Source organism: Lactococcus sp. S64, assembly GCF_016516525.1.
Taxonomy (GTDB): domain Bacteria; phylum Bacillota; class Bacilli; order Lactobacillales; family Streptococcaceae; genus Lactococcus; species Lactococcus lactis.
In genome coordinates this window covers 1-16,152 of record NZ_JACVUQ010000004.1, presented here as the reverse complement: position 1 = coordinate 16,152, position 16,152 = coordinate 1, and the positions used below count along the sequence as shown (strand labels likewise).

Annotated in this window: 17 protein-coding genes; 12 read left to right on the top strand and 5 right to left on the bottom strand. The window is 35.5% G+C overall.

Annotated features, from left to right (window positions below; genetic code table 11):
- Positions 1-24: 24 nt before the first annotated feature.
- From IAE51_RS05440 to IAE51_RS05425, 4 genes are all read left to right on the top strand, one after another.
- Positions 25-483 carry a LytTR family DNA-binding domain-containing protein gene (locus tag IAE51_RS05440; RefSeq protein WP_029344892.1) on the top strand — a complete coding sequence of 153 codons (459 nt, stop codon included), beginning with the start codon at positions 25-27 and terminating at the stop codon, positions 481-483.
- Complete coding sequence (locus IAE51_RS05435; protein ID WP_012897270.1) at positions 480-857, top strand: hypothetical protein; 378 nt, start codon at positions 480-482, stop codon at positions 855-857. The genes IAE51_RS05440 and IAE51_RS05435 overlap by 4 nt, the downstream gene beginning before the upstream one ends.
- Before the next feature lie 113 nt (positions 858-970).
- The gene (locus tag IAE51_RS05430) at positions 971-2,116 is read left to right on the top strand and encodes a cysteine desulfurase family protein (RefSeq protein ID WP_058212034.1); all 1,146 of its coding nucleotides are present in this window, start codon (positions 971-973) and stop codon (positions 2,114-2,116) included.
- Positions 2,117-2,222: 106 nt separating this feature from the next.
- On the top strand, positions 2,223-3,101 hold the full coding sequence (locus IAE51_RS05425; protein ID WP_012897271.1) for a C40 family peptidase: 879 nt from the start codon (positions 2,223-2,225) through the stop codon (positions 3,099-3,101).
- 56 nt (positions 3,102-3,157) lie between these two features.
- Here IAE51_RS05425 and IAE51_RS05420 read toward each other — a convergent pair whose 3' ends face one another.
- Entirely contained in the window at positions 3,158-4,807 is a 1,650-nt protein-coding gene (locus tag IAE51_RS05420; RefSeq protein WP_017864162.1) for a peptide ABC transporter substrate-binding protein, read from the bottom strand.
- A gap of 210 nt (positions 4,808-5,017) precedes the next feature.
- Positions 5,018-5,950 (bottom strand): cysteine synthase A, encoded by a 933-nt coding sequence (cysK, locus tag IAE51_RS05415; protein WP_003131750.1) that lies wholly within the window; start codon positions 5,948-5,950, stop codon positions 5,018-5,020.
- A gap of 217 nt (positions 5,951-6,167) precedes the next feature.
- On the opposite strand from cysK, the gene IAE51_RS05410 reads away from it, so the two are divergent.
- The gene (locus IAE51_RS05410) at positions 6,168-7,253 is read left to right on the top strand and encodes a LysM peptidoglycan-binding domain-containing protein (RefSeq protein WP_058206268.1); all 1,086 of its coding nucleotides are present in this window, start codon (positions 6,168-6,170) and stop codon (positions 7,251-7,253) included.
- Between the two features lie 38 nt (positions 7,254-7,291).
- On the opposite strand, the gene IAE51_RS05405 is transcribed toward IAE51_RS05410, so the two are convergent.
- The 3 genes from IAE51_RS05405 to recU form a co-directional block, all read right to left on the bottom strand.
- Positions 7,292-7,924: an MBL fold metallo-hydrolase gene (locus IAE51_RS05405; protein ID WP_033900522.1), complete on the bottom strand. Its 633-nt coding sequence runs from the start codon at positions 7,922-7,924 to the stop codon at positions 7,292-7,294.
- The gene (locus tag IAE51_RS05400) at positions 7,925-9,919 is read right to left on the bottom strand and encodes a transglycosylase domain-containing protein (protein ID WP_033900537.1); all 1,995 of its coding nucleotides are present in this window, start codon (positions 9,917-9,919) and stop codon (positions 7,925-7,927) included.
- A 67-nt stretch (positions 9,920-9,986) separates the two neighbouring features.
- Entirely contained in the window at positions 9,987-10,628 is a 642-nt protein-coding gene (gene recU / locus IAE51_RS05395) for a Holliday junction resolvase RecU (protein ID WP_003131746.1), read from the bottom strand.
- Positions 10,629-10,708: 80 nt separating this feature from the next.
- Between recU and IAE51_RS05390 the strand changes: the two genes are divergently transcribed.
- The 7 genes from IAE51_RS05390 to tig all read left to right on the top strand — a co-directional run bounded on the left by IAE51_RS05390 (position 10,709) and on the right by tig (position 15,914).
- Positions 10,709-11,233 carry a DUF1273 domain-containing protein gene (locus tag IAE51_RS05390; protein WP_010905434.1) on the top strand — a complete coding sequence of 175 codons (525 nt, stop codon included), beginning with the start codon at positions 10,709-10,711 and terminating at the stop codon, positions 11,231-11,233.
- Between the two features lie 159 nt (positions 11,234-11,392).
- Positions 11,393-11,779 carry a transcriptional regulator Spx gene (gene spx / locus IAE51_RS05385; protein ID WP_010905435.1) on the top strand — a complete coding sequence of 129 codons (387 nt, stop codon included), beginning with the start codon at positions 11,393-11,395 and terminating at the stop codon, positions 11,777-11,779.
- Positions 11,780-11,870: 91 nt separating this feature from the next.
- Entirely contained in the window at positions 11,871-12,152 is a 282-nt protein-coding gene (locus tag IAE51_RS05380) for a UPF0223 family protein (protein ID WP_003131743.1), read from the top strand.
- A complete protein-coding gene (locus IAE51_RS05375; protein ID WP_017864167.1) occupies positions 12,118-12,897 on the top strand; it encodes an inositol monophosphatase family protein in 780 nt (259 codons plus the stop codon). Before IAE51_RS05380 ends, IAE51_RS05375 begins: the two co-directional genes overlap by 35 nt.
- Positions 12,898-12,990: 93 nt before the next feature.
- The gene (gene murA, locus IAE51_RS05370) at positions 12,991-14,283 is read left to right on the top strand and encodes a UDP-N-acetylglucosamine 1-carboxyvinyltransferase (protein WP_200095034.1); all 1,293 of its coding nucleotides are present in this window, start codon (positions 12,991-12,993) and stop codon (positions 14,281-14,283) included.
- Positions 14,283-14,474: a DNA-directed RNA polymerase subunit beta gene (locus IAE51_RS05365; RefSeq protein WP_003131739.1), complete on the top strand. Its 192-nt coding sequence runs from the start codon at positions 14,283-14,285 to the stop codon at positions 14,472-14,474. Before murA ends, IAE51_RS05365 begins: the two co-directional genes overlap by 1 nt.
- Before the next feature lie 156 nt (positions 14,475-14,630).
- Complete coding sequence (tig, locus tag IAE51_RS05360; protein WP_033900528.1) at positions 14,631-15,914, top strand: trigger factor; 1,284 nt, start codon at positions 14,631-14,633, stop codon at positions 15,912-15,914.
- Positions 15,915-16,152 lie beyond the last annotated feature (238 nt).

The window sequence follows — 16,152 nt, the reverse complement described above, 5'->3', positions numbered from 1 at the left end:
AGTATTTATTTATATAATGAAAAAGTGAAATTAAAAAAACAAATTGACCCTAATATAGAAGAAGCGGAAATTGTCATTGTTGCTCGAAGGCAAGAAGAATTTTCGGCTATTGTAAAAGAATATCATTTAGAAGATTTGTCTTCTATAGATAACGAAAAACTCTATTTGGCAACAAATAAAGGTTTTGAGATTGTTAATATCAGAGAAATTTTATATTTAAAATCAGAAAAAAATTATCTCGATTTCCATATGACGGATGGAGTGATAAGAGTAAGATCTCCTCTCTATTTTTATGAGAAAAAATTGGCTTTGAATTTTATTAAAATATCAAGAAATACTCTGGTTAATTTTGAACAAATAAGGCGCTTGGAAACAGACTTTGTTTACGGAGTATTGCTTTATATCGGAGATGAAAAGTTGCCTGTCAGTCGTAGATACTTGGCAAATATCAACAAGAAGTTAGAAGAAGGAGCTAAAAAATGAAATATGTAATTTCGGGACTCAAAGGTGCCTTCATTGCTATAGTATGTGGAGTCTTGCTTACTTTGTATTTTGGTGGAGAAATTGATTTTGAATCAATGACTCTAATTCTTGTTTATGGTTTTGTTCAGGGGGCCATGTCTAAATTGATAGATGAATATGTCACAATTGCCTTGCTTGAATTTGTTAGTCAAGCTTTAGCAAGTTATTTGCTGGCTTGGGGTTACTTATTAGTTAATACTTGGCTTTTTGATAGCTCGTGGCAACATCATATTTGGAGTTTTACTATTACTTGGTTGCTCATTTTTATTTTGGTATATCTTTATTCAATCGTCAGAAATCGGAAAATTGTCAAAAGATTTAATAGACAGAAATAGCGAATGTCAAAAGTTTTTTATGGTAATTTAATCATCATTCTTATATTTTAGTCAAACTTTTCGGTATTTTTTGTGTTAAAATAAGATTGATTTTTAAATATTAAGGATAAAAAATGATATATTTTGATAATTCTGCTACGACAGCAGTTAATCCAATGGTTTTACGAACTTATACAGATGTTGCAACAAAAATTATGGGAAATCCGTCAAGTCTACATGGTTTGGGAACAACAGCGACGAGATTATTAGAGGCTTCTAGACGACAAATTGCTGAACTGTTGGGAGTCGATTCACAAGAAATATTTTTTACAAGTGGAGGGACTGAAGGGAACAATTGGATTTTAAAGGGTGTCGCTTTTGAAAAGCGTCCTTATGGTAATCACATCATTGTTTCTAATGTAGAGCATCCAGCTGTAAAAAATACAGCAGAATGGTTAAAAACGCAAGGTTTTGAAGTTGATTTTGCACCTGTTGATGGGGATGGTTTTGTTATTGTTTCTGAGCTTGAAAAATTGATTAGAGATGAAACGATTTTGATTTCAATCATGGCAGTCAATAATGAGGTTGGAACCATTCAACCGATTGGCGAAATTTCTGACCTACTTGCTGATAAGCCAACAATTTCTTTTCATGTAGATGCAGTACAGGCCATTGGTAAAATTCCATTAGAGGCTTGGTTGACAGAGCGAGTAGATTTCGCGGTTTTATCTGCTCATAAATTTCATGGGCCACGTGGTGTGGGAATTGTTGTTGCAAAAAAAGGGAAAAGACTGACTCCGCTTTTACATGGGGGAGGTCAAGAGCATAATTGGCGTTCGACTACAGAAAATTTAGCTGGAATTGCTGCGACTTCTAAAGCCCTTCGTTTAGCTTTAGATGATGATGACTTTAAACGTCAAAAAGTACGAGCAATGAAGCAGGTGATTTTAGAAGAGTTAGAAAAGCATCGAAAAGTTCATGTTTTTAGTAAAGTGGAGAATTTTGCTCCTAACATTTTGACCTTTGGGATTCGTGGGGTTAGAGGTGAGGTCGTTGTTCACGCTTTTGAACAACATGAAATCTATATTTCGACAACCTCAGCTTGTTCTTCAAAGAAAAATGCGGCGGCTGGAACTTTAGTTGCGATGAATGTCCCTTCAAAATTAGCAACAAGTGCGGTCAGGATTTCTCTTGATTCAACAAATAATATGGCTGAAGTTGAACAATTTTTGACTGTTTTTCGACAAATTTATCAAGAATTAGAAAAAGTAAGTGGTTAAATATTTTATAAAAGTGATTTGAAGATAATTTCAAATCGCTTTTCTTATCCAAATCTTAACTTGTTCTTATTAAGTTATCATTAAACTTGGAGTGGTATAACTAGATATGGAAAAAAGAACAAGAGATTATAAAAAAAATGGCTCTAAAAAAATGAGTAAACAAGGGAAAGTACTTATTCTAGCTTTATTAGCATTTCTAATTTTCTTTGTTGGCTTTAAAATATATCATAGTAAAGATGTTCAGGCTTCAACGATTAAATTGGTTAATAAATCAAATGAGACTTATGCTTACTCTGGGTCAAAAAAATTAACGGGTCTTCAAAAAATTAATGGGAATAATTATTATTTTGATTCAACAACAGGTGTGATGAAGACAGGTTTGATGACTTTGGATGGTGGAACGGTTTATTTCAGTCCACAAACGGGGAAAATGGTTTATGGATTACAAAAAATTAATGGTTATTATTACTATTTCACAAAAAAGACGGGTAAAGATGATGTGGTTAAAGCTTATGAAGCGGTGGCCAGCCAATTGAAATCTGATAATTCAGTGATTGAAAAAACAATTTCATCAGGAATGAAACTGGTTGGAAAAAGTCCATATGTTTATGGTGGAGGGCGCACCGATGATTCAGTAGCTGCCAATGAATTTGATTGTTCGAGTTTTATTGCTCAAATGTTCCGGTTGGGTGGTCAATCTTTGGTTTATCAATTTGCAGCTTCAACCTCTTTGCTAGCTCAAACTGGCGAGGCTGAAGATTGGTCAGATAAGGCGCGTGGTGATTTATTAATTACAGCTGACGATGCAAGTGAGGATGAGCAACATGCGGCTATCTATCTTGGCGGAGGATTTATTCTACATGACTCAACAAGTACTGATGGAGTGAGCATTAGTCGTTTAAATCAGGTCATCAATAAGAAAGTTTTAGGGACAATGACTTGGGGACAACTTTTTGAGCCAGGACATGTTCGTCGTGAAGTTTAAAATTTACTGACAGAATAAAAAAATTACTGACAAAAATCTGTCAGTAAATTTTTTTATTATTTAGCGATTTCAGCATGGCGTAAATCAAAAATCATGGCTGAGTTATAAGTTGAAATTCCTTTAAGTTTTGGATTTAATAATAAAGAAACAGATTCAGTGGCTAAGGGATTGACATTAGCGGCCTCATATAGTGCATTCTCAGCATCTTTATAATGAGCATAACGTTTATCAGCTGACAGAACGTCAGGAGCTGTAGTCGCTGCTTGATAGGCTTTATCAAAGTTAGGGTTTTTGACTAATCCATGATTCATTGTACTTCCTGATACAAAATTCATCAAGAAATCAGAGGGTTCATTGTAATCTGCACCCCAACTTGTCAGCAGAATTTGGAAATTATTATTTTGAGCATCTTTTTGACGTTGAGCTGAAGAAACGAGTTTCTCATTAATGGTTAAACCTGGTAAATCTTTTTCGAGATTGCCTTTAAGATAGTCAACCGCTGCCTTGGCAAAGGAATTGTCATTTGCTCCTTCAAGTTCAAGAGTAATTGATGTTTTTCCTAATTCTTTTAGACCTTCTTTAAAAAGTTCAGCGGCTTTTGTGGCATCATATTTATAAGGTTGGGCAGCGTAAGTTGCGAAATCTTCTCCATTTGGTGCTTGATCTAATTTTTTAGGAGTCACTGTATTCGTAATTGAAAAACTTGGCGCCGCAATTTCTAACAAGTTTTTTCTATTTGTCGCTAAGTTTAAAGCTTGACGAATTTTTAAGTTTGAAAGTTCGGGAACTTTACCAGATTGATTGTATTCTAAAACATCAATTCTTGGTGAAGTTAGTGCTTTGTAATCTTTATTTTTCTTATTTGCAGAAACTAATTCCGGAGTGGCCAAATTAGCGACATCAAGTTTTCCAGATTTGAAAAGATTAACAGCGGTGTTAGGATTATTTACAATTTGATAAGTTGCTCCAGAAAGTTTTACATTTTTGGCGTCATAGAATTGATCATTTTTTACAATTGAAAAAGTTTCATTTGAACCAGTCCAATTATTTTTTCCTTTGACAAATTTGAAAGCACCATTATAAAGACTGGTGTCTGAACTTGTTCCATATTTATTTCCCATTTTTTTAACGAAAGCTTCATTGACAGGATAATAAGCTGGAAGTGTCAGCAATTTATTGAAGTAAGGAGTAGGTGTTGCTAAAGTGATGACTAATTTCGTATCAGATTCAGCTTTAATTCCAAGAGTATCAACTGGTTTTTTGCCAGTCATTATTTCGCTGGCATTAGCAACAGGTGTTAAGGCATATGCGTATTGTGAACCAGTTTTTGGGTCAACGGTTCTTTGCCAACCATAAACAAAATCAGCAGCTCTTAATTTAGCACCGTTTGACCACTTTAAACCGTCACGCAAAGTTACATTATAAGTTTTGCCATCTTTTGAAATGTCAATTGATTTTGCCAAATCGTTGACAACTTGCGCTTTGGGATTCCAACGGACAAGTCCAGCATCAACATTGAGAAGAACATCAATGGAATTTACGTCAGCAGCCATGCTAGTGTCAAGGGTTAAAATATTGCTTGCAAAGCTGTATTTGGCTTCCTGAGCGGAATCTTCAGATTTACTGACAGAATTTCCACAGGCTGTCAGTAAAAGGGCAGCAGAAAGTGAAATTGCAGAGAAAGCAAAAATTTTTGATTTATTCATGAAATTGTTTTTTCCTTATTAAAATTTTCCAAGAGCAAAGCGCTCCCAAAATAACTTTACCCTAAAATAGTGAAATATAAAAATATGTTGTTTGGATTTTAGATAAAAAATACTGACAGGAAAATCAGAAAATTTTGTCAACCTTTTTAGCTGATTTATCTTCTCAAATTTCTGTCAGTAACTTTTTTACTTTCTGTCAGTGAAAATTATTTATTTTTCAGACTCAAAATCATAAAGAGCCGTTGATAAGTAGCGTTCTCCATTATCAGGAGCAATCGCTAACACTTTTTTACCCTTACCTAATTTTTTAGCTACTTCAAGGGCAGCATAAATGGCTGCGCCCGAAGAAATTCCAACTAAAAATCCTTCTTTTCCTCCAAGATGACGAGCCGTTAAAATGGCATCATCTCCTTTGACCCGAATGATTTCATCATAAGATTTAGTGTCAAGATTCCCAGGAATAAAACCAGCAGAAATACCTTGGATTTTATGTGGGCCAGCAGCCTCACCCGAGAGAATAGCAGATTCATCAGCTTCGACAACATAAGTTTTGATAGTTGGATTTGCTTTTTTGAGGGCATGCGAAACTCCTGTTATCGTTCCACCAGTCCCTGCACCTGCCACAAAGGCATCAAGTCCAGTTGGCCCAAAAGCATCAATAATCTCAGCTCCTGTTGTTTTTTCATGAATTTCAGGATTTGCGGGATTTTCAAATTGCATGGCAAGAAAATAACCTTCTGTTTCTGAGAGTTCTTTTGCCTTAGCAATTGCTGCTTTCATTCCACCACTAGCGGGTGTTAAAACTAATTGAGCCCCGTAAGCTTGAATCAATTTGCGACGTTCAAGTGAGAATGACTCTGGCATGACAATGACAACTTTGTAACCCAAAGCAGAGCCAACGAAGGCGAGTCCAATTCCTGTATTTCCAGAAGTCGGTTCAACAATTGTTCCACCAGGTTTTAAACGTCCGTCGGCCTCAGCCGCCCGAATCATTGCAAGGGCAATCCGATCTTTCACAGAACCACCAGGATTGAAAGCTTCAAGTTTGACATAAACATCAGCACTCTCTGCTGGAACATGTTGAAGTTTAACAATTGGAGTTTGTCCGATTAATTCAGTAATGTTATCATAAATTTTAGTCATTTTTTCGCTCCTTTTACTTTATTATAGCTCAAATAAAAAGATTTGCCTCCTAATATTATAATCATGGCTCTAAAAAAAATTTATGATGTGAAATTTAAAAAATAATAAAGAAAAGACTTTACAAATCGCCAGAAAATTTTTATACTAGTAAGTAACAATAAAAATACAATTGGCATATTTTAGTCAAAAAATTATCTAATATTAAAGAGGAGACTCGATGAAACAGAAACATAAATTAGCGCTTGGTGCGTCAATTGTTGCTTTGGCAAGTCTTGGTGGGATTAAAGCACAAGCTGCATCTGTTCAAGAAATTATTAACGCTGCGGTACCAGTGGCAAATGACTACGGACTTTATCCATCAGTAATGATTGCCCAAGGGATTTTAGAATCAAGTGGTGGACAAAGTGCCTTAGCAAGCAATTATAATAATATTTTTGGAGTTAAATACACTTCTGGTACACCTGTTTATCTACCAACACAAGAGTATTTGAATGGAACAATGACAAATGTTGTTGAACCCTTCCAAGCTTATAGCTCAGTTTATGACGCATGTGTTGCCCAAGCTAAAATGTTACGTGCTTCATCATATTATTCTGGGGCTTGGCGTGAAAATACAAGTTCTTACCTAGATGCGACAGCTTGGCTTGAAGGACGTTATGCCACAGATCCAACTTATGCTTCTAAATTGAATAGCGTGATTTCTGAACTTGGTTTAAGTGTTTATGACCAAGGAGGAGAAATATCAGGAGGAACTGCTGTTACAACTAGTTCATCAGCCTCAACAAATTCAGCTGGCACATACAAAGTACAAGAGGGAGATTCATTATCAGCAATCGCTGCTCAATATGGTACAACTGTTGATGCACTTGTGTCAGCAAATAGTTTAGAAAATGCAAACGATATTCATGTAGGAGAAGTTTTGCAAGTTGCTGGTACTAGCACAACTACAACAAGTACCAATACAACTTCCAATGTATCGTCAAGTTCTACTTATACCGTCAAATCAGGAGATAGTTTATATTCGATTGCGGAACAATATGGAATGACTGTTTCATCACTGATGTCAGCCAATGGAATTTATGATGTTAATTCAATGCTTCAAGTAGGACAAGTATTGCAAGTAACTGTAAGTACTAGTGCAACAACTTCAAACACAACGACTTCAAACAGTTATACAATTCAAAATGGTGACAGCATTTATTCAATTGCCACAGCAAATGGTATGACAGCTGACCAATTAGCGGCCCTCAATGGATTTGGAATTAATGACATGATTCATCCAGGACAAACAATTAGAATCTAAATAAAAAAGTTACTGACAATAGAATCAGTAACTTTTTTTTATTGGAAAAAAGGATTATTTTGTTTTTCAGTACCAATACTTGTTTTGGGACCATGACCAGGAAAGACTTGAGTATTTTCATCAAGTGTGAAGAGCTGCTCACGAATTGATTTTAAAAGTTGCCCTTGATTTCCAGTAGGTAAATCCCAGCGTCCTATAGCATTCTTAAAAAGTGCATCTCCACTAAATACAAAAGACTCATTTTCCAATGTAAAAAGCAGACTTACTCCACCAATAGAATGTCCCGGCGTTTCGAGCACTTGAAACTTGAAAGCATCAATATCGTAAAACTGATTAATTTCATAAAAATAATCAGCTTCAGGGCCAGTCACAGCAGTTCCTAGGAAAAAGAGTGATGCATTTAATTTAGGATTTTTCATCCATTCTTTTTCATCTGAATGAAGGTAGATAGGAACATCAGGAAAATGTTTCCTTAGTTCATTCAGCCCTATAATGTGGTCGAAATGAGCGTGTGTCAGTAAAATAGCGGAGATTGTTTTGTCAGTAATTTTAAGACGTTCAAGAAGTGCTGACGAATCACTTCCAGGATCAATAATGAGATGTGAAGTAGAATTGCTCAGGAGATATGTATTCTCCTGAGCAATTTTATTAACAATTTTTTCAATTTTCATTTAACTACCATTAGCGGAGGATTGACTTATTGTTTGACCAGAACTATCTGTTTTAACAAGAGCAGTTCCTTCTTGACTAACACCCTCAGGCATTGTCCATGTCGCAACAGATGAAGGATCAGGAGTAAGTTGAGTCATCATAGCTGAGAAAACTTTGGTTGCAATCTGAGTACTTGTACCATAAATTGGCGTCATTCGATTTGAATAACCGGTCCAAACAGCCATTGAATACTGAGGAGTATAACCAACAAAGTTTTCGTCTGGAGAAACCATACCTGGAAGGGAACCGTATTTCTCAGTGATTTGATCCATTTCACTATCTGTATAGTTAGATGTACCAGTTTTACCAGCGGCTGCTAAGCCGGGAACAGCAGCGTAAGAACCAACAGATTCAGAAAGTGGCAATGTTAAAACACTTTGAAGAATATTGGTCATGATATAAGCGGTTGAGGCTTGCATTGCTCGTGAGCGGACCGGTTTGTATTCAACTGTACGACCATCGGGGAAGACAACTTTGGAAACATAATAAGGTTTAGTGTAAATCCCACCATTTGAGAAGGCAGCATAAGCAGCAGCCATTTTTTCAGAACTTGCTCCACCATTTTTAGAGTTACTAGAGATGGCATTAGAGTATTCCAGAGGATCTAAAGTAATTCCTAGACCATTAACAAATTTGCTAGAATTATCTAGTCCAACATTGATTAAAGTTTTAACAGCTGGGATGTTACGTGAAAGTGCTAAGGCACTTTTGACAGTCATTGAACCAAAATAAGTATTATCCCAGTTTTTTAAAGGCGTTCCATTTGGATAAGTAGTTGGGGAATCGGAAACATAATTATTAGTTGAAGTATAAATATTATTTTCAAAAGCTGGACCGTAGTCGACAATTGGCTTCATGGTCGAACCCCAATCTCGGTCTGTTTGCACGGCTTGGTTAAAGCCAAAAGTAACATTGCTTGGTTGATTACGACCACCAATTTGTGCAATTACAGCACCTGTTTTGACATCAGTAACAGTTGAAGCAACTTGCATTGTATCATCTGGATAAGTGATATAGTTGCCAGTGTTAACAATATTATATAGATTTTGTTGGGCTGTTGTATCAAGAGTAGTATAAATTTTAGCTCCCTCAGTCAAAATATCATCTCCAGCCAAAGTTTTAGCTTGAGCAATTGCCTGTTTGAGGAAATTATCAGCATAACTTGGAATAGTTACACTTTGTTTTAAAGGTTGAAGTCCATCATCAATTGGGGTAGCCAGTGCTTTCTTTTCTTCTTCCGCTGTAATTTTATCATAGCGACGCATTGCACGGATAACCATATCACGGCGCCATTTAGCAGAAGTAGGATTAGTATATGGATTGTAAGTATTAGGAGCTTGAGGCATTCCTGCAAGTAGGGCAAGTTGAGCGATTGAAAGCTGAGTTAAATCTTTACCATAATAGGCTTGGGAAGCGGTTCCCATTCCATAATAACCATTTGCCATATTAACCTTATTAACATAAGCTGTAAAAATTTGCTCCTTAGTCCATTTTTGGTCTAATTTTAAGGCCATCCAAGCTTCTTGAATTTTAACACTCAAAGTTTGGTCTGATTCATCGGTTGAGAAGAATGAAAGCTTAATGAGCTGCATGTCAAGCGTAGAACCACCGTTTAAAGAACCACCTTTTAAATTATTAACAAAAGCCCCAGCAATCCGAATGGGGTCAATTCCACGAGTATTGAAGAAACGATGGTCTTCAATAGAAGTAACCGCATTAACCAACATTACTGGAATATTATCAGTTTTAACCAGATTTCTTTGTTCAGCTCCTAAAGTTGCCACCACTTTTTCGCTAGAGTCATAAACTTTAGTAGAAGGTTTAGATTCAAGTTTGTCCAAAGTGAGTGCAGGTGCATCCTTAGCATAATAAACGAAAACGGCGCCCCCAGCGGCTAAGGCTAGGATAATTAAAGAAAAGAAAGCAATTAAAAATAATTTTACTGCCGTCCACATTTTAGATTTGGCGGAACCGCGTTTCGTACGTTTTTTTTGTTTATTTTTCTTAGATTTAGTAGAAATTTTACTGTACCTCACAAAGTTTATTCACAATTTCTAGATAAGGAATTCTAGGAATGTGGTTCGTTTCAATTTTATAGCCATTTTCGCGAATATGAGAAAGCGGAATTGACTTTAAACCGCCTTTTTCGTAATAAAAAGTAATCAAACACGAAGATGGAAGAAGATATGTTTCATTTAACCTTGCAAAGTGCAAGAGGACAAAAGCAATTCCCCCTTGAGCGAGAACATTACTCATGTGAACAATTTGATGCTCATGGAAATTTTTTAGAGGGAAAACAGTTTTTTGCTGTGTTTCCTTTGCTTCAAAGTCGATGTAGTGACCTTTATAGACTCCAGAGTAGTCAGTAGTAGATGCTTGCCTGAAGTAAGCTTCTGTAATTTTTGCACGACTCCTTTGTGGATAATCTACTTTAACGATTTGAATTGGTGTTGGCTTTTTGTGAATAACTGCAAGTCCACGAGAAAGATAATACTCATTTGTTGCATTAATTTCAGCTTCAAAATTCATTCCCCGCTTCCCGAAGGCAACCATCCCTTTGGTTTTTGAGGTGCTTTTTTTAGTTACTGACAGCTCTGTCAGTGATTTTTTTTTCTTAGGAACAGTGCTGTAAGCTCGCGACCTTCCATTAGGATAATTAACCATTCTGTTTTCTACCTTTATAAAATTCTCAGTTAGTTATATAATGTCTATTATAACATAAATTTTACAAGGGGAAAATATTTATGAATTCACTACTAATCATGGGTTATACAAGTTTTGACCTAGGTATTTTCAATGAAAAAGACATAAAAGTATCAATAATAAAAAAAACAATTAGAAGAAAATTAATTAATTTTTTGGAGGAAGGCCTTCGTTGGATTATTTTTACAGGTAATTTGGGTTTTGAATACTGGGCGTTGGAAGTAGCAAAGGAACTTCAGACAGATTATGACTTTCAAATTGGGACAATTTTTTCTTTTGAAACACATGGCCAAAATTGGAACGAAAGTAATCAAGTTAAGTTGGCAGCTTTCAAGCAAGTAGATTTTGTGAAATATGCTTTTGAAACTTATGAAAGTCCAAGCCAATTCCGCCAGTACAATGATTTTATACTGGAAAATACCGAGGGAGCTTTTGTTTTTTACGATGAAGAAAATGAGACAAAATTAAAATATATGGTTGAAAAAATGAAACAAAACACTAATTATGAAGTTTATTTGCTTGATTTTGAAGATTTACAAGAAACTTTTGAAGAAATGAATGAGTGATTTCGTAATTTTTAGAAGAAAATAATTACTAAAAATCATAACGTCACTTTTTTTGCGATATTAATTTTGATATAATACTTAGCAGATGTAAATTAGTTTTTATCCAATGAGGAGAAAAATAAACTTACTGATAATTTTAAAAGGATGGGAAATAGGACTGTGATTGATTTATATTTGTCGCCATCATGTACCAGTTGCCGTAAAGCGCGCGCTTGGTTGCAAAGCCATAAGGTTCCCTTTGTAGAGCACAACATTTTGACACAACCGATGACAACAAACGATTTGCGTCATATCTTGACGAAAACGGAAAATGGAACAGAAGATATTATTTCGACACGGTCAAAAGTTTTTCAAAAATTGGCTGTGGATGTTGATAATTTGACTATTAATGAATTATTAGACTTGGTAACAGAATTTCCAAATCTATTAAGACGTCCAATTATTACTGACTCAAAGCACCTACAAATTGGCTTTAACGAGGATGAAATTCGTGCATTTTTGCCACGTGAATATCGTCGAGCAGAAATGTTAAGTACAATAGATTAAGATTTAGGCAGCAAAATTTACTGACAACAATTCTGTCAGTAAATTTTTGCTGAATTTTATAGATTTTTTAGCCTGAACGGGCAGGAGAAGCATGAAAGAAAATTATAATTATCCTCTTGATTTAAGTTGGAGTACTACTGAAATGACAGAAGTGCTCTCTTTTTTCAATCAAGTTGAAAAATTTTATGAAAGCAAAGTTGAAAAAGAAGTTTTTTTAGAATCCTATAATGCTTTCAAAAAGATTGTTCCCTCAAAAATGCAAGAAAAACAGCTTGGGCGTGATTTTGAACTAAGCAGTGGTTACTCACTTTATCATGCAGTCAAGGAGGTAAAAGCTAGTGGAAAACGATTTGTCAGTGCTGACAAGGCTTGAATTAGCTAAAGATTGGGTAAGAGATGCTGGAAATTTCTTAAAAGAAAATATAGCTGCTCCGTTGGAAATTACTGAAAAGACTCGCTATGATGACTTAGTGACAAATTTTGACAAAGAAGTCCAAGAACAAATAGTAGCCAATATTCTCCATCATTTTCCGGAAGATAAAATTTTAGCCGAAGAAGACGAAGAAAAAATAAAGTTCGATTCAGAAATTCCGCATCTCTGGGTCTTAGACCCAATTGATGGAACAACAAATTTTATTGTTCAAAAAGATAATTTTGCTGTGATGCTTGCTTATTATGAGTATGGTGTTGGTAAATTTGGTCTGATACTAGATGTAATGAAGGATAAACTTTATTGGTGTGATAGCCACAAAGCCTTTTGTAATCAAAAAGAATTGGAACTCAAAGAAAGACCTTTGGCTCAAAGTTTGCTTGGAGTGAATAGTTACATGTATAGATCTAATAGTGGAGGCTTGTTAGATTTAAGCCATCAAACTTTAGGGGTTCGTATCATTGGCAGTGCAGGTATCAGCTATGGTCAGCTTCTGGAAGGAAAAATAATTGGGTATTTCAGTAGTCTTCAACCTTGGGATTATGCAGCCGGAAGTATTATTGCTGAAAGAATTGGCTATGTTACATTGACCATATCGGGTGAAAGTCCCCATTTTAACTGTAGAGAGCGAGTATTCACTGCCCCCTCATACTTAATTTCTGAAATACAAAAATACATCAAAAAATAAATAGAGTGAAATATTTCAGAAAAATGGAAGGTACTTTTGTGTTATAATCTAAAAATATAAAATAAAATTTAGAGGAAAAATAGGATTTAAATGATGGATAAAATAATTGTAAAAGGTGGGCAAACAAAACTTCAAGGTGAAGTTGAAATTGAAGGAGCAAAGAACGCCGTTCTTCCTCTTCTTGCAGCAACATTACTCGCTAGTGAGGGTGAAGTTGTACTTACTAATGTCCCTATTTTAAGCGACGTTTTTATGATGAATAATTTGGTAAATCATCTTGGAACTGCGATTAGCTTTGACCAAGAAGCAAAGAAAATTATTGCTAAATCAAATTCAGAAATAAAAACAACTGCACCATATGAGTATGTCAGCAAAATGCGTGCCTCAATCGTTGTTATGGGACCAATCTTAGCCCGCAACGGACAAGCACGTGTATCAATGCCAGGTGGATGTTCCATTGGATCTCGACCAATTGATTTACATTTACGCGGTTTTGAACAAATGGGAGCAACAATCACTCAAAATGCTGGTTATATTGAAGCTAAGGCTGATAAATTAAAAGGAGCTCATATTTATCTTGACTTTCCATCAGTAGGAGCTACTCAAAATCTTATTCTTGCTGCGACACTAGCTGACGGGACAACGACACTTGAAAATGCAGCACGTGAACCAGAAATTGTTGACTTAGCAAACCTCCTAAATAAAATGGGAGCAAATGTTAAGGGGGCCGGAACAGATACAATTATTATTAAAGGTGTTGAAAAAATGCATGGGGCAAACCATTCAGTTGTTCAAGACCGAATTGAAGCAGGAACTTTCATGGTTGCGGCCGCAATGACACAAGGTGATGTTTTAATCAAAGATGCGATTGCTGAACATAACCGTCCATTGATTTCAAAACTTAGCGAAATGGGTGTTAATTTTACCCAAGAAGAATCTGGACTTCGAGTTGTTGGGCCTGAAAAACTAAAAGCAACAAGCGTTAAGACTTTACCACACCCAGGATTTCCTACAGATATGCAATCACAAATGACAGCTGCTCAGGCCATTGCCGTGGGAGAATCAGTGATGGTAGAGACAGTATTTGAAAATCGTTTCCAACATTTGGAAGAAATGCGTCGTATGGGATTGGAAGTTGACATTACTAGAAATACAGCGCTTATTCAAGGAAACTCAAATTTACAAGGTGCTGCGGTAAAATCAACAGATTTACGTGCAAGTGCCGCATTGATTCTTTTGGGATTGGTTGCCAAAGGGCAAACAACTGTTAGAAGATTAAGTCATTTAGACCGAGGCTACTATAAATTCCATGAAAAATTAAAAGCTCTGGGAGCTGATATTATTCGTGTAGAAGACGAAGACGGAGAAGGAGAAGGAGAAGGCTAATGTTTAAGAAAACCATAAAATTTTTAGGACTAAGACTCTCTATTATTATTTTTGTTATAGTTCTACTAGTTCTTGCCGCCGTTTTAGGACTTATGGTTGGTTATGGTTTTCTAGGTGGAGGAAATCCTTCCAACGTTTTCAACCATAATTTATGGAAAGAAGTTATGGATAAACTTAGCCCTGCAAAATAATAAAAGACTTGATTCGGAAAAATCAGGCCTTTTATTTTGCTAAGAAATTACATTTTATAAGTCAAAAAAGCTAGTCTTTCTTGAAATATAGCGGATTTTATGCTATTCTTGAAAGGTATGAATTTCTGAGCTCAGGCTCAAAATAAGGAGAAAAAAATGACTGTAAGTTTTGAAAAAACTAGTGATACTAAAGGTACACTCTCATTTTCAATTGACCAAGAAACAATTAAAACTGGGCTTGACAAAGCCTTTAATAAAGTAAAAGCTAACATTAGCGTTCCTGGTTTCCGTAAAGGTAAAATCAGCCGTCAAATGTTTAATAAAATGTACGGTGAAGAAGCACTTTTTGAAGAAGCTTTAAACGCTGTTCTTCCAACTGCTTATGATGCAGCTGTAAAAGAAGCTGGTATCGAACCAGTTGCACAACCAAAAATTGATGTTGCAAAAATGGAAAAAGGTTCTGACTGGGAATTGACTGCAGAAGTTGTTGTAAAACCAACAGTTTCACTTGGTGACTATAAAGACCTTACAGTTGAAGTAGAAGCAACAAAAGAAGTTTCTGACGAAGAAGTTGAAACACGCTTGACTAACTCTCAAAACAATTTAGCTGAACTTGTAGTAAAAGAAACTGCTGCTGAAAATGGTGATACTGTTGTTATTGACTTCGTTGGTTCAGTTGATGGTGTTGAATTTGAAGGTGGAAAAGGTTCTAATCACAGTCTTGAACTTGGTTCAGGTCAATTCATTCCAGGATTTGAAGAACAACTTGTTGGAACTAAAGCTGGTGAAACTGTAGAAGTTAAAGTTACATTCCCAGAAAACTATCAAGCTGAAGAACTTGCTGGTAAAGAAGCACTCTTTGTTACAACTGTTAATGAAGTAAAAGCAAAAGAATTACCAGAACTTGATGATGAACTTGCTAAAGATATTGACGAAGAAGTTGAAACTTTGGATGAGCTTAAAGCTAAATTCCGTAAAGAACTTGAAGAATCAAAAGCAGAAGCTTATGATGATGCTGTAGAAACTGCTGCAATCGAAGCTGCTGTTGCCAATGCTGAAATCAAAGAAATTCCAGAAGAAATGATTCACGAAGAAGTTCATCGCGCTATGAACGAATTTCTTGGTGGAATGCAACAACAAGGAATCTCTCCAGAAATGTACTTCCAAATTACTGGAACTTCTGAAGATGATCTTCATAAACAATATGAAGCAGACGCTGACAAACGCGTGCGTACAAACTTGGTAATCGAAGCAATTGCTGCTGCTGAAAACTTTACAACTTCAGATGAAGAAGTTAAAGCAGAAATTGAAGATCTTGCTGGTCAATACAACATGCCTGTTGAACAAGTTGAAAAACTTCTTCCGGTTGATATGCTTAAACATGATATTGCAATGAAAAAAGCAGTAGAAGTTATTGCAACAACAGCAAAAGTAAAATAATTTCATATAATAATAATAAAAAAATAAGTGTCAGTAATTACTGGTACTTATTTTTTTATTATTAATTCAAATTTTGAGTGAGATTTAGTTCATGGATTTATCATAATAAGTGAAAAATCGATCCAATTATGAATATAAGTTATAAAAAGTATACATGATAAAACATGACAACCGTGGGATTTTCCGGACGTAAGATAAAAAAAGGTATAAAAGTCACAGTTAATTCTTGACAAGTTTA